General features: G+C 46.0%; 14 protein-coding genes. 6 read left to right on the forward strand and 8 right to left on the reverse strand.

Annotated features, from left to right (window positions below):
• The coding region (locus RMO35_RS18780; protein WP_309743064.1) for an AMIN domain-containing protein at positions 1-185 on the reverse strand (185 nt) is incomplete at its 3' end.
• A 23-nt stretch (positions 186-208) separates the two neighbouring features.
• Positions 209-658: an AMIN domain-containing protein gene (locus RMO35_RS18785; protein WP_309743065.1), complete on the reverse strand. Its 450-nt coding sequence runs from the start codon at positions 656-658 to the stop codon at positions 209-211.
• 770 nt (positions 659-1,428) lie between these two features.
• Here RMO35_RS18785 and RMO35_RS18790 point away from each other — a divergent pair.
• On the forward strand, positions 1,429-2,661 hold the full coding sequence (locus tag RMO35_RS18790; RefSeq protein ID WP_309743067.1) for a family 10 glycosylhydrolase: 1,233 nt from the start codon (positions 1,429-1,431) through the stop codon (positions 2,659-2,661).
• A 45-nt stretch (positions 2,662-2,706) separates the two neighbouring features.
• Here the strand turns inward: RMO35_RS18790 and pth are convergent, their stop codons facing one another.
• Both pth and recF read right to left on the reverse strand, forming a co-directional pair.
• A complete protein-coding gene (gene pth / locus RMO35_RS18795; protein ID WP_309743069.1) occupies positions 2,707-3,321 on the reverse strand; it encodes an aminoacyl-tRNA hydrolase in 615 nt (204 codons plus the stop codon).
• Positions 3,322-3,355: 34 nt separating this feature from the next.
• Positions 3,356-4,465, reverse strand: a complete 1,110-nt coding sequence (gene recF, locus RMO35_RS18800; RefSeq protein ID WP_309743088.1) for a DNA replication/repair protein RecF — start codon at positions 4,463-4,465, stop codon at positions 3,356-3,358.
• A gap of 340 nt (positions 4,466-4,805) precedes the next feature.
• Here recF and RMO35_RS18805 point away from each other — a divergent pair, with 340 nt between their 5' ends.
• The 4 genes from RMO35_RS18805 (at position 4,806) to RMO35_RS18820 (ending at position 8,553) form a co-directional block, all read left to right on the forward strand.
• Entirely contained in the window at positions 4,806-5,600 is a 795-nt protein-coding gene (locus RMO35_RS18805) for a peroxiredoxin-like family protein (RefSeq protein WP_309743071.1), read from the forward strand.
• Between the two features lie 189 nt (positions 5,601-5,789).
• Positions 5,790-6,500 carry a hypothetical protein gene (locus RMO35_RS18810; RefSeq protein ID WP_309743073.1) on the forward strand — a complete coding sequence of 237 codons (711 nt, stop codon included), beginning with the start codon at positions 5,790-5,792 and terminating at the stop codon, positions 6,498-6,500.
• Positions 6,501-6,811: 311 nt separating this feature from the next.
• The gene (locus RMO35_RS18815; RefSeq protein WP_309743075.1) at positions 6,812-7,513 is read left to right on the forward strand and encodes a hypothetical protein; all 702 of its coding nucleotides are present in this window, start codon (positions 6,812-6,814) and stop codon (positions 7,511-7,513) included.
• A gap of 191 nt (positions 7,514-7,704) precedes the next feature.
• Entirely contained in the window at positions 7,705-8,553 is an 849-nt protein-coding gene (locus RMO35_RS18820) for a M48 family metallopeptidase (protein WP_309743077.1), read from the forward strand.
• Between the two features lie 261 nt (positions 8,554-8,814).
• On the opposite strand, the gene menA is transcribed toward RMO35_RS18820, so the two are convergent.
• From menA to RMO35_RS18835, 3 genes are all read right to left on the reverse strand, one after another.
• Positions 8,815-9,720 carry a 2-carboxy-1,4-naphthoquinone phytyltransferase gene (gene menA, locus RMO35_RS18825; RefSeq protein ID WP_309743079.1) on the reverse strand — a complete coding sequence of 302 codons (906 nt, stop codon included), beginning with the start codon at positions 9,718-9,720 and terminating at the stop codon, positions 8,815-8,817.
• A gap of 209 nt (positions 9,721-9,929) precedes the next feature.
• On the reverse strand, positions 9,930-11,150 hold the full coding sequence (locus tag RMO35_RS18830; protein WP_309743081.1) for a hypothetical protein: 1,221 nt from the start codon (positions 11,148-11,150) through the stop codon (positions 9,930-9,932).
• Between the two features lie 107 nt (positions 11,151-11,257).
• Positions 11,258-11,533 (reverse strand): hypothetical protein, encoded by a 276-nt coding sequence (locus RMO35_RS18835; RefSeq protein ID WP_309743083.1) that lies wholly within the window; start codon positions 11,531-11,533, stop codon positions 11,258-11,260.
• 156 nt (positions 11,534-11,689) lie between these two features.
• On the opposite strand from RMO35_RS18835, the gene RMO35_RS18840 reads away from it, so the two are divergent.
• Positions 11,690-12,583 carry a pirin family protein gene (locus tag RMO35_RS18840; protein ID WP_309743085.1) on the forward strand — a complete coding sequence of 298 codons (894 nt, stop codon included), beginning with the start codon at positions 11,690-11,692 and terminating at the stop codon, positions 12,581-12,583.
• 128 nt (positions 12,584-12,711) lie between these two features.
• On the opposite strand, the gene rimI is transcribed toward RMO35_RS18840, so the two are convergent.
• Positions 12,712-13,209, reverse strand: a complete 498-nt coding sequence (gene rimI / locus RMO35_RS18845; RefSeq protein WP_309743087.1) for a ribosomal protein S18-alanine N-acetyltransferase — start codon at positions 13,207-13,209, stop codon at positions 12,712-12,714.
• Positions 13,210-13,280: the final 71 nt, after the last annotated feature.

Raw genomic sequence — 13,280 nt, forward strand, 5'->3', positions numbered from 1 at the left:
AGATCGACGATCAATCTACTGGGATTAGCCAGCATTTGGGCTTCAGGTTTCACTGCGTTGCTAGTACTAAAATCGATGCGATTTTCATTCGCATTGAATTGCCAGGACAGAATTTCTGCCGCTGATGCTGGCAGCGATACCATTACGAAACTAAAAACACTGGGTAATAACCAGTTGTATCTCACACTACTTGCTCCTAAGATAGGGATTACCGGGGGGAATTTGGCTTGGGGGAAAGAGTCGGTAAAGTCGATCCGCGTTCGGGAATTGGAATAGTCACATACCACTCGATTGGATTTTCGCCAGTAAATTGCACGCGTTTGGGATTGAGGGTATAGCCAGGTTGTAACTCTAGAACTAACCTAGTAGTACTCACGTCAAATTGTCCGACCCGTAAGGATCTAAAATTGCCTGTTAACTTTTGAGTGATCGTTGGCTTGGGAAAACCGATACCGGGTAGGTCGATTACCAGGCGAGTAGGGTTAAATAACATGACTGCTTTGGGCTGAACCCCCGCATTAGTCTTAAAATCTAACCTATTTCTACCCGCATCAAATTTCCATGATGCCAATTGTCCGGCATCAGCGGGGACTGCTAACAGACCGAAACTAATAATACTACCGAGTAAAAATTGTAATCTCACTTTACTATATTCCATCTTGAACAGTGGACTCGATTTCTAGTTATCGATGCTCGTTTTCGATCGGACTGTACCCAAGATTGGCTGGATAGCTCTAATCGAGCAGATTACATCACAGATCGATATCGGCAATCGCCAATCTTTGGTACGTTAAATTGACAATACGGCAATCGACTAGCCGCGAAGATGAGCTGCGACCGACGATGGCTAGCACTTATTTAAGATGAACTTACATATCATAATGTTTCTGTTTGCTGCGAAAAGTCAACGTTTGAGGACTCTAAGGTAAATTACCATAAATTTGGTCTTTGATTCTCAAGATCGATGCGATCGGCGATCGCCATTTACCGGAGGACTCAGCTAGCTAATGAGTTGGGGCTAGGGTAACTCCGCAATTTTTGGCAGGAGTTCGATCGATTTTTGCGCTTGCACCACTTTGACTGCCAAATCGATCTAGTAGTTCCAAACTAGCTATGCTAGGGGGCATCTAAGCATATAATTCCCCTTTTTTCACCAAAACTAGCTGACTTCAAATCTCTAGGGCGATCGCTTGCTCGGTTACTACCAGTAAATCAAACTAGATAAAGACGATTGCTGGCGATCCTGCATATCCGACACAATCGCTCCCTATTATCGAGATATCACTGACATCGATTTATTTTAATTGCGATCGCGATTATTAATTTCGATCTGACGATATCAGCCTAACTTGTGGGATTTGTCGATGGCAACTCCCACGTTTTTTCACAAGACGATCTCCACCATGATTCTAATATTGGTTTATCAAGATGGGTAATAACAAAAATCGCGAAGGTGGCTGCTTTCAAATTCCGCTGTCATTTATCCTCCTAATTATCGGTGGTGGCTATTGGTGGCTAATCCCGCAAGGTAATCTTAGTAAAATTGCTCAATTAATTCCCATACCTTTCAAACCAGCGATCGGCACGCCTAGTTTACCCATCCTAGCCTCGCCTCAAGCACCACCGACAAGTAGCACGACTACTAATAAGCGCACTCGATCGACAGCTAAACCAATTCCACCAGCTATAGCTACACAAACGCTACCCGTCAAAATTGCGAGTACGCCAACTCCTTGGGATAGAAAAGTAATTCGGGGGATTTATTTAAGCCGCTATCAGATTACGAATAATGCTGACGAGCAAACAATCCGTCAACGAGTTCGTTACTATCACGATCGCGGTATCAATACGATTATTCATGGTGTCTGGGGTAACGGCTGCACGATGTATAATAGCGAGATTATGCAGCAAATGTTGGGAGCAAAAAGTTGTCCCAATCAGTTTCAAGATCGCTGGCTAGAATGGACGATCGATGAGGCTCACAAACAAGGAATGCAGGTTCATGCTTACTTTGAAAAGGGAATTAAAATCGATAAGAATAGTCCAATTTTCGAGCGGGCAATTGCCAACAAATGGCTGGTACCAGGCGTCGATCGCACTTACACTAAGGTCGATCATTATGTATTGGATGTGGAAGTGCCAGAAGTTGCTAATTTATTTAAAAATATGTTGGCAGAATTTGTTACTAAATATCCCAAAGTCGATGCCGTCCAATGGGATGACTATTTGGGTTATCATGCCGAACTACCAGGAAAGGTAGATCGGACGGCGAGTTTGACCAATTTTGCCCGCCAGATGATAACACAGATGAAAGCAGCTAATCCGGCTGTTAGTTTCGATCTTTGTCACCACAATCCGTATTGGGCAAAACGTTATTTTGCCGCAGATTGGGAAAAGTGGGGAGTCGATCGAGTCTTTATTCAAGATTATAATGAAAAGAATTTTAACGAAGAACTAAATTACGCAGTTAATTATGCTGGCGTTGCGATTACGGATGTCCAACTAGCACGAATTCCACAGTTAGTCGCCAATCCAAAGATTAAAGGAATCTTAGTTTTTCCGCTCGATGGTAAACCCGAGGAAACTGCTACTAGATTACAACAAATCGTGAATGCTAAGAGTGGGAGTAAGCCAGCATCGATCGCGACACCAGTTAAATAAACTGTAGTTTTGACTCGTTATTTGGTAGCGATCGCGGGTAATACTTTACTCGCTTTCTGGAACTGGAATCGATCGACTATTGTAGAGACTCATGGCTTTTTCGACACCTTGCTTGAGACTCATTTCGATCGCGTCATTGACTAGATAGATTACTTCACTAACGATCGGTGTTTCTGCACCTGAAAATTTACCGAGGACATGAGAAATCGTATCTTTTTCGCCAGCGCTTTTGCCGATGCCAATCCGGACGCGGGGAAAGTTTTGGGTACCTAAATGAGAAATAATCGACTTCATGCCATTGTGTCCGCCCGCCGAACCAGAGAGCCGCAATCTAATTTTTCCGAGCGGTAGATCGAGATCGTCATAGACAACTAATACCGACTCTGGTGGGAGTTTGAACCAATCGATCGTCGCGCGTACCGACTGACCGGAAAGATTCATAAAAGTCTGGGGCTTGAGCAATCTAATTTTAGCATTATGACTGCCAAAACCCTCACCATAAATTCCCTGAAATTGCTTGCGGTCGCTAAAGCTAACCTGCCACCTTTTAGCCAGACTATCTAACAGATCGAAGCCGACATTGTGCCTAGTTTGTAAATATTTAACTCCTGGATTGCCCAGCCCGACAATTAACTGTGGAATTACTAATTCTTCATTCATACACTCTATTTTTATCTAAATTTTACTAATTTTGTCAAGCCGGAACGATCTGACCCGATCGCACATGCAGAATTTGCGATGAGTCCAACCACTTAGCATCGAACGCTCCCAAATGAGTCGTGGTGATTAAAGTTTGAAAGCGATCTTCGATCGTACTTAGAAGTTGATTTTGGCGCGTTAAATCGAGTTCTGCCAAAACGTCATCGAGGAGTAATAATGGCGGTTCGCCAACTATTTGTTCGATTAGTTCTAGCTCGGCTAGTTTGAGAGCTAGCACGAGCGTCCGCTGCTGCCCTTGCGAACCATAAGCCTTAGCTGGCGTGTCATTAATTGTCAGTTCGATTTCGTCGCGATGGGGGCCAACTAATGTATTGCCTAAACTTTGTTCGGCAACGCGGCGCAGATGCAATCGATCGACAAATGCCTGATAAATTGCTTCAGGCGTATTTTCTAAGGCGACAATATTCGGCGTATAAGAGATCGTTAATTCTTCATTTTTACTAATTTTAGTATGCCATATTCTGGCGATCGGCGCTAAGCGATCGATAATTCGCATTCGGCGACGGATTACTTTTGTACCAGTAAGAATGAGTTGATGGTTCCACGATTCTAGCTCTGTCAGATCTAAGGTGCGCTGTTCGGCTTGTTTGAGCAGACTATTACGCTGTTTTAATACTCGTTGATATTCATGTAAAATATGGGCATAAACTGGCTCGATTTGAAACAGCAATGAGTCGATCCAATGTCTGCGCGTTTCGGGATTACCACGCACTAAATCTAGATCCAATGCCGAAAATTCGACCGCATTTAAAATGCCCAAAAAATCCAGTTGTCGCTTGAGACTTTCGCGGTTGACTATTGCCGTCCGCCGACCTTTATCTCTGAGCAGCAAAGCTAGGTCGATCTCACCATGTTTGCGGGTCAGTTGAGCGGTAATTCTACTTTCAGTTTGTCCGGACAAGACCAGATCGCGATCGCGAGTGACGCGATGACTCTTGAGCGTCGATAATAATTCTACTGCTTCTAAGAGATTAGATTTACCTTGAGCATTATCACCGAGTAAAATTGTTTTAGGGGCAGTAAAAATGATTTCCTGTTCCCGATAATTCCGAAAATGACGCAGATGGAGACGATTCAAATACACTTGTGGCTGTGGCGAATGGGGATTTTCAGGGCGGGTCGGTTCGATCGTTTTAAAATGAAGTGGCGGATTTAAACTAGAGCCTACCCTCCCACAGTGCCACCTAATTGCATTTTTAGAGGCTTCGATCTTAATTATAGAACCCATCGGAGATCTTATCCGCCTACTTACATCTTGCATCAAAACAACGTTACTAGTGTTTTAGTGGATAGTGGATAGTGAATAGTACTTAGAAGTAAGTTTTGATTCTATTTCGTCAGTTCTTCCGTACTGTTGCAAGATATGAGCTTACTCTTATCAACCTTTGTCAGACACCATTATCTCCCCTCCACATTAGTTCTCAATGGAAAACACGCCACATTCAATCTTTCAACAAACCGCTCGTCAGCGCGTCAGCGATGGTGAAATCGCCCCCATTTTGAGTGGGTGTGAGTCATCCTTACGGCTGTTAGTTATCGTCTGTCCCCAATTGGGCGATTTTGACAGCCTTGAATATGCTTGGTGGCTACAACGAGAGCGCCAACAGCTCGAAGCGGAAGGTGTAGCCGTGCGAATGGTCGGGATTGGCAACCGAGATTCCGGTCGGAAGTTTTGTGAATTTACTAAATTTCCAGCGGAATGGCTATTTATCGATCGCGAGGCTAAACTGCATACTCAACTCGATCTTTATGCTGGACTATCACTCAAATTACCCGGTTTTTCTACCGCTCAAAATGCTTGGTTAAATATGATGTTAATGTGTGCGGGAATTGGTAGCCCCGGTACCCTGAGTGAAGTATTTCGCGGTTATAAAGGCGATCGATCTGCACCTCAATTAATTGCCGATACCGAGATTGTCAAGGCTAAACCATTACCACCAATCGCGGGATCTTTTTTCAATGTTGCAGGTGGCAGCGGTTTTCAAAGACCATTTGAATTAGCAACATTAAGGCTCCGAAACATGTCAGAAGTGCTGGGTAATTGGCTTACCTACGTGCCCGATCCGACTTATTTGACGCAACGGGGCGGAACTTTTTTATTCGACACTCACGGCGCGTTACTATACACACATCGCGATCGCGGCATTCTCGGTTTTGCTGCCAATATGAGTCAACCGCTAGACTTTCTGCGAAAGTCAGGCTTGAGGCTTTATGCTTGAGGTGAAAACAATACTAGCAAAGATTTTGTTCTTACTTGCGCAGGAGGTCTATTAGTATTTTTAAACAGCACCGATCTCTAAGAAATTACAGCGCGGATCGAACTCACACCAAATGAGATAAGTAGGGATTACAATGTGGACTGCGAACTATTTTGCTGTTATTTAGTCACACTTAAGGAGGTATCGATCGTGCGTTTTTGGCTCTCTGGAATTGGTTTCACTCTAGTCTTAGTGACTCTGAGTGCGAACTTAGCCGCCACTGCGACCCCACTCAAATCTACTCAAATCGATCGCGCGATACCCAGAAATGCGATCGCCCAGCAGCGCCAATCGACACCACCACTTACCAATAGTCAAACAGTGACTGGAATTGGGGTTGAATTTTTGCTCCCGAGTCGATTTAAAGCTGGATCGCCTGCTGACAAAGAGCTACGAGCGCTCTTCACCGCAGATGCCAAACAGTCACCGATTACTGCATCGGTGATGACGATTTTTGATAATTCGGGCGATATGCAGGCTAGTGCGGTCGCGATCGATAATAGCAGACGGGAAAATCTCGAAATATTATTGGTCACGACTGTCTCGACTCCATCAACTCTGTCACTAGAAGACATGCAGGCAAATTTCGATCGCGCTAGTCCCAATAACGAGTTTGTGCCTGTCAAGACCGGGATTGTCACGATCGGATCGCGCCGACTGCTTCAGATTCAAGGAAATCTAAATATTAAAGGATCTCAAGCTAAAGTCTTCATGGGCTTTCTCAAAGAAGGCGATAAGACATTTCAGCTCACTTACGTCTACGGCACTCCCAATACGCGTCAAGCGTTGCCAGTATTCGAGCAAATCGTGCGGACTTTTAAAGTGATGGCGACATCAGATCCCGCCACCCCAAGTAAATAGGATCGTCAGCCTCGATCGAGTAACGCTAACTATTCCCGACTTGAGCAAGGCAGTACTTAAGTAGGTCTGTACATTGATTTTAAATCCTATAAATCTCCTGTAACCCATATGGTGGGAAGTGCCCACCCTACTGGGACTAAACCGTCGGGGAACAAAGGCTCAGCTTAGCATCCGCTAAAGCCCAAAGCCCAAAGCCTGACTTTCGCAGGAAGTCTATTGCATAACGATCGCAAACACACCTAATTAGAAAATCAGAGACTACAATTCAAAAGACAACTCTTTTACTACAAACTAACTACGAGGTTGCAATCGTGCGTTTTCTTTACTCTGGAATTGGCTTCAATATTGCTTTGTGTGGATTAGCAATTACTAATTTGGCAGCGAGTGCGGCACCAGCACCCGTGACGATCGGCGGTTCTCGATCGCCATCGACGATGGCACTCAGCCAAAGCAGCACCAACACGATTATTAAAGGTACTGGCGTAGAATTCGCAGTGCCCAGTGGCTTTCAGGGTGGGCCACCTTCGAGTACCGATACTAAAACTATCACTGACTCTGCTGCCAAGATGTTTCCTTCGATCGCGTCGTTTGTGAAGTTGTTAGATGCCGATCCGACCTTCCTCCGCGCAATTGCCATTAATACTGCCCAAAAAGATCCGGAAGTCGTCTTGATTACACGTCTACCAGTACCAGCCGACGTATCAATAGACGCACTGCATGACATGATGGCAAAAACCTTGCCCTCAATGCTCCCGCCAGAATTTAAACTCATCGATAGCAAAATTGATAACATTGGCACGCGCCAGATTGTCCGATTGACAATAGATGCCGACATCCAAGGCTCTAAATTTAAAGAATCGATCGGACTGTTTCGCGAAGGGAACGAAGTATTCCAAGTAACATATGTCTATGCCAACGAGAATCTGCAACAAGCCATCCCTATTTTCGAGGGGATAGTTACCAGCTTTAAAGCGCAGCCGACAACACCAGCGGCAACTACGCCCCAAGGCTAGATGCTGCTGCTCTAATTCCGTTGCGTCTACTTCGTAGGCATGGCGGATTTAGCACATCTTAATGACACTCTGAGTAGATTGAATCGATCGCAACATAAATTAGTAAACTACCGTCAGGAATAAAGCCGATCGTTAAGATAAAACTAACGGTTATTAATGCCGACACACTTCACTAATTTGGTAAAAGATTTATGTTCGCTAGAGTAGCTTCACTCCGTCTTTGGTTGCGGCGACAGTGGTTGTACCCCTGGATTGGGGCGTTGACAGTAGCGATTGTCATTGGCGGACAGCCGTTAGTCGCTCGCTCTGCTGACTTGATTCAATTCCTGGCACCGCTGGTTCAATACGTCCAGTTGTCTAATGTCTCTGACGCGCAGGAAATCAGTCTCGGAGCAGACACCAATCGCGCCCTCCTAAATGATAAGGTGAAAATCTATCAAAATTCAGCGGCGAATAGCTACGTCGATCGGATCGGTCAACGCTTAGCTCGCAACAGTGGTAGACCGAATCTTAAATATACTTTTCAAGTCGTTGAAGATGATAATGTCAACGCTTTTGCGACGATGGGTGGCTTTGTCTACGTGAATACTGGTTTGCTCAAAGCTGCCGATAATGAAGCACAGCTAGCTGGTGTGATGGGTCATGAGATCGGACACATTACGGGTCGTCACTCGCTCCAGCGGCTCAAACAAGCCACCGTCCAGCAAGGGATCGGGTCGTTAGTCGGCGTCGATCGCAATCAAATCGCGCAAATCGCTGCCCAAGTCGCCTTTACGCTACCAAATAGTCGTAATGATGAGTATGACGCCGATAAACGTGGCTTAGGGATGATGATTCAATCTGGGTATGCACCGACGGGAATGCCAGAGTTTTTGAAGAAATTGGCTAGAGGCAACTCGACTCCAGAATTTCTGAACACCCACCCTGGAGCCAGCGAACGCGTGTCTAGGCTCCAAGGAATGATTCCGAATACTTATCGGAATCGGACTGAAGGTTTAAGTGCTAGTGCTTACAAGCAGAATTTACGCAGTTTTTTCTAGCGATCGATTTTACTCGATCGTGCAAACCAGCTTTTCTCAATAAAATAGCCCCGATCCACAGAATCGGGGCTATTTTGTGCGGAGCAAACTTGTATTAGAGGATAGATGGATGTGTGCGTAGAATTTGCTACTTAGCCCTTAGAGAATCCCCCTAAATCCCCCTTAAAAAGGGGGACTTCCAGATCTGACTCCCCCTTTTTAAGGGGGTTGGGGGGATTTTCTTAGGTTTACGAGTGCAACCTAACACTTTCCAAACTTATCTTAAAGCGCGATCCAAAATCCTAAAGCAAACAGTAACCCACTGACAAAATGTAACCGTACTGCTAGAAATTTACAGGTACGCACGATCGCGGGTCGATCGTGATTTGCCGTGACGAAGCTAGTTAATTTAAAGGCTAAAGGTAGGCTGAAAAATACTAATAATGTTGCGGCTGGAAACAGGTGGCTAACTACCCCAGCTACGGTTAATAGATAGATACTTGCAGTAACCCAGCTCAGCACCCTCGCACCCATTTTTGTCCCCATGCGGACGATCGGTGACAATTTACCTGCTGCTAAATCATCTTTAACTTGATGAAAATGAGAGCAGAATAAAATTAAACTAGTCGAAATACCGACGATCGTCGAGGCTGTTAGATTAGCGATCGACCAAGATTGAGTTTGACTATAGTAAGCCGCACTTAGAGCCAAGGGGCCAAAACAGATCGCACAAATTATTTCACCCCAACCTTGGTATCCTAAACGAAAGGGTGGGCCTTGATAGGTATATCCTAAAAAACAGGCCAAACCAACGATCTCGATAACTGTGATATCTTGTTGCCACCAAGCGATCGTCGCAATTCCGCCAATCCCCAAGCTCAGAAATAAATTTCCCAGCCAAAACATCAGATTGCGATTGCCAGTTAAATTAACGACTGATTCAGCTTTATTTATATCGATACCCGTATCGCTATCATAGACATCATTACTGATATTAATCCAAGCAATAATCGCGATCGCCGATAATAGAAAAGTTCTAAAAATATTCAGATCGAGCGATTTTGTCTGCGCATAAGCTACAGCCGAACCGACCGTAATTGGAATAATTGCCACGGTATACATCGGCGGTTTGATTGCCGCCAACCATAACTTAGATTTTGGTCGCTCGATCGACTCAAATGTAGTCATAATAAAAATAAAAGCTTGAATAAAAGCAGATTTATGCTTGCTGCGATTGTTAGTTATGGATATCTACTTTATCGATCGACGGCTATGTCAGCATAGATCGATCGAGATCGATACAAATCTTTAAATAACAGTTGAGAATCGGACGGCAATCTATCTATAACTAGCTATAACACGATCGTCAATTCCCCAATTCCCTATCGCCAAGAAAATTAACACGCCCATCGCTGATTTAACCCGCGTTCGTACTCGCGCACCAAATCGATCGCCAGAGTCAGGTCTGTAGGGCTGGTGTAGAGCACTTGCCGCGCTCGCATAGCTAAATCGGTCAACAGGGGATCTTCGACCTTGCCCTTCGCCAGCGCCTTGGCTGTGAGCGCATCCAACCGACCGCGCAATTCCTGTCTGGTATCTAATGGCAGTCTATTGGCAACGAGTGCCGCTTCGGCAAAGGTTGTGTATGCAGCGGTGCGATCGAGCCAATTTGTCAAGCCGACGCGGATGGGCGCAATTATCCCCGCCGCATATTTGGCGCTCAACCGATCCAGCCACAGCGCTAACTCGGTCAGCTCGGCGGCTGGAATTGGCGCGCTTAGGGGGAGATCGTGCTGAATTTTAGATTGAGTTTCCGCCGCGAAATCGATCGCCGAGCGGTTGAGGCGGTTGAGGCGATCGAGATCTTGTCGCGCGGTGCTAAAGTCAGTTGCCAATTGGCGGCGATGGCGATCGATCGCGATTAATTCGCTCCGACTCCGATCGATGAGTGGTAATAAATCTTGAGTAAAAGTATCATTGACACCTAATGGATCGCGATCGATTTGAAGTTGCAGCTCGGTAAATTTAGTTTCAGCAGCTACTACTGATGCTGATACGCTAACTTGTAATGTTCGAGCTAACTGTTGGATTTCAATTAACGATCGATGTGTGTCGATGAGCTTTGCTTCTAATTGCGTCCAGGCAGTTTCGATCGCGACTAATGTATCTCTAGCCGTGGTAAAATTAGCCATCATCCGATCTAATAATTCTGCTGGCGAAATCGCTAATATCTGCTGGCTCGAACTAAGTAAACTCCGCTGTGCCAGAGGAGTCTGAATTAAGGATAGCTGAATCGATTGCCCCGTCAGCAGGCGATCGATCTCCTGTAAGTCCTGCTCGTTGACAAAAAAAGTTGGTAATTCGCGGCGTATTTTTTGAGCTGAAATAATTGGCTGATTTAATAATTCGATCTCTTCAAACAAGCGATCGAGCGCGGTTAAAGCGATACTCGATCGCTGTTGGGTAATGCCAGTGACATTGCTGGGTGGATTTCCCATTCCGTTCAATCTTTGATAAGCAGGGAGATCGTACAAATCGATTAAGTTCTGGTTTGCCGCATCCACCTTTTGCTGCCAGTCAGTTAGTAGTCGATCGATTTGTACCAACGTTGAACCCATTTTGACTTCCACCTACTAGCGCCAAAGTTACTCTAGTATACAATCGTTCGGCAGTAGCGTCCGGACAGCAAAAAGTCGCCCGATCGCTACTATTCACTATCCACTTCCTAAACGCCTCGATCGCGTTCCATATCGTATAAGATTTTCTCCCAATACCATTGTTCCGTCCGCTCGGGATTGTTGCGACGCGCGATCTCCAACAGCCGTTCGATCCGTTCCATGTCATGTCCGGCGATAACGATCGCCCGCCGCCGCGTATCGGGGTTGACCTCGCTTTTTTGCTTCCAAGTTTCAAAAATTTGGTCGGCACGAGACTTGGTAGAAAACTTCTCCAGGGCGCAGTAGAGCAGCACGATCCCAATCACGACCAGTAAAACTGTCAAACCTATACTCATAAAATGCCTGTCGATCGATTACGATCGCAATATTCACTCTCCAAGAGAGTAAACCCGGACAAAAATCAACATCGGTACCGCGCGATCGGCCAGAGCTTTGCGAGATAATAGCAAGATAGTTGTCCCAATATCTGCACCGCGATTATGGTCGATACTATTCAGCAACTCATCGAACCCCACATTCAAGATTTAGGCGGCTTTCAAGCCCGCCGCTTGTTGCCATCAAAGACACTGACAATGGTGGGGCCATTTATTTTTTTCGACCATCTCGGCCCAGCCGTGTTTCCACCGGGTAAAGGCGTCGATGTGCGACCGCACCCGCATATTAATTTGGCAACAGTTACTTACTTGTTTGAAGGTGCCTTTCTACATCGCGATAGTGTCGGCAGCGTCCAAGAAATTCGTCCGGGTGAAGTCAATTGGATGACCGCTGGACGCGGCATCGTCCACTCAGAACGATCGCCAGATGCCGAGCGCAGTCAAGAATCCACTCTCCACGGGATTCAAATTTGGGTGGCACTACCAACAGAACATGAAGAGACAGCACCCGCTTTTTCGCATTATCCCGCTAGCGAGTTACCAGCCTGGGAAATCGAGGGGGTGTCCTGTGTGTTGATTGCGGGCGCGGCATTCGCTCGGACTTCTCCCGTACAGACATTTTCACCGCTAATTTATCTAGATGTGCAATTTACCCCCGGATCGCAATTTAGCTTACCGAGTGACTATTCAGAACAGGCTATTTACAGCGTCACCCCAGGATTAAAAATTGATGGTGAGGAGATCGCACAGCATTGTCTCATCTTACTGAAACCTGGAGCCACAGTATCGATCGCGGCTGAGACTGCGGCACGATGTATGGTTATTGGTGGCGAACCTGTCGGCGAGAGAATTAAGTGGTGGAATTTTGTCTCCAGCAATTCCGCACGGATCGATCGAGCAAAACAAGATTGGCAACAAGGGCGATTCGATCGAGTTCCAGGCGAAACCGAACTTATTCCCTTGCCCGAAGAACCGCAGCATCAGGAGCAACCGCTGTGATGGGGTAGGCTTTGGACTTTAGGCTTTAGGGGTAAGAGGTAAAAGGTAAGAGGTAAGAGGTAAGAGGTAAAGGGTAAAAGCACCGCAACGAACCTCCCCGTCTCCCCGTCTCCCCATCTCCCATCTCATCAAACAATGTGCCTAAAATTAGGGTCTTGCAACCCGCCGCGCCACATGATGATGCCATCTTCGCCAGTGTCTTGATAGTACTTCTTGCGACGACCGACAGTTTGAAAGCCAAATTGTTCGTAGAGCAGGAGTGCGCCTTGATTGGATTCGCGAACTTCTAGCGTTGCTCGCGCCATCTCGATCGATCGAGCTTTGTCGAGTAAGGCAATGAGTAATAACTTACCCAATCCTTGACGTTGATACTCAGGATGGACGCCGAGTAAGGTGATATGCGCCTCATCTAAAATCGCCCAAAAGCAGCCAAAGCCAATAATTCCATTGGTTTCTGGTCTGAGAGCTTTATCGATCGAGACGCCTAGAAAATGGCTATTGTCATTAGTCAATTCGCGCCGATAACTATCGATCGACCACAATCCCCCAAAGCATAAGCGATCGAGGATGACAATCGATTCGATTTCATCTACAGATATCGAGTTAACAGTTACGTCTAAGCCCACTGTGTGTTAGGAGATGGGAGATGGGAGATGGGGGAAAGGGGGAAGGGGGATGGGGAGACTGGGAGACTGGG

The sequence above is a fragment of the Chamaesiphon sp. OTE_20_metabat_361 genome (genome assembly GCF_031364565.1).

What these genes read in the sequence shown, in the direction of transcription:
- pth (WP_309743069.1), bottom strand. Translation starts at nt 3,321, where the DNA reads ATGAATGAAGAATTAGTAATTCCACAGTTAATTGTCGGGCTGGGCAAT.
- menA (WP_309743079.1), bottom strand. Translation starts at nt 9,720, where the DNA reads ATGACTACATTTGAGTCGATCGAGCGACCAAAATCTAAGTTATGGTTG.
- RMO35_RS18830 (WP_309743081.1), bottom strand. Translation starts at nt 11,150, where the DNA reads ATGGGTTCAACGTTGGTACAAATCGATCGACTACTAACTGACTGGCAG.
- RMO35_RS18790 (WP_309743067.1), top strand. Translation starts at nt 1,429, where the DNA reads ATGGGTAATAACAAAAATCGCGAAGGTGGCTGCTTTCAAATTCCGCTG.
- RMO35_RS18785 (WP_309743065.1), bottom strand. Translation starts at nt 658, where the DNA reads ATGGAATATAGTAAAGTGAGATTACAATTTTTACTCGGTAGTATTATT.
- RMO35_RS18840 (WP_309743085.1), top strand. Translation starts at nt 11,690, where the DNA reads ATGGTCGATACTATTCAGCAACTCATCGAACCCCACATTCAAGATTTA.
- RMO35_RS18805 (WP_309743071.1), top strand. Translation starts at nt 4,806, where the DNA reads ATGGAAAACACGCCACATTCAATCTTTCAACAAACCGCTCGTCAGCGC.
- RMO35_RS18820 (WP_309743077.1), top strand. Translation starts at nt 7,705, where the DNA reads ATGTTCGCTAGAGTAGCTTCACTCCGTCTTTGGTTGCGGCGACAGTGG.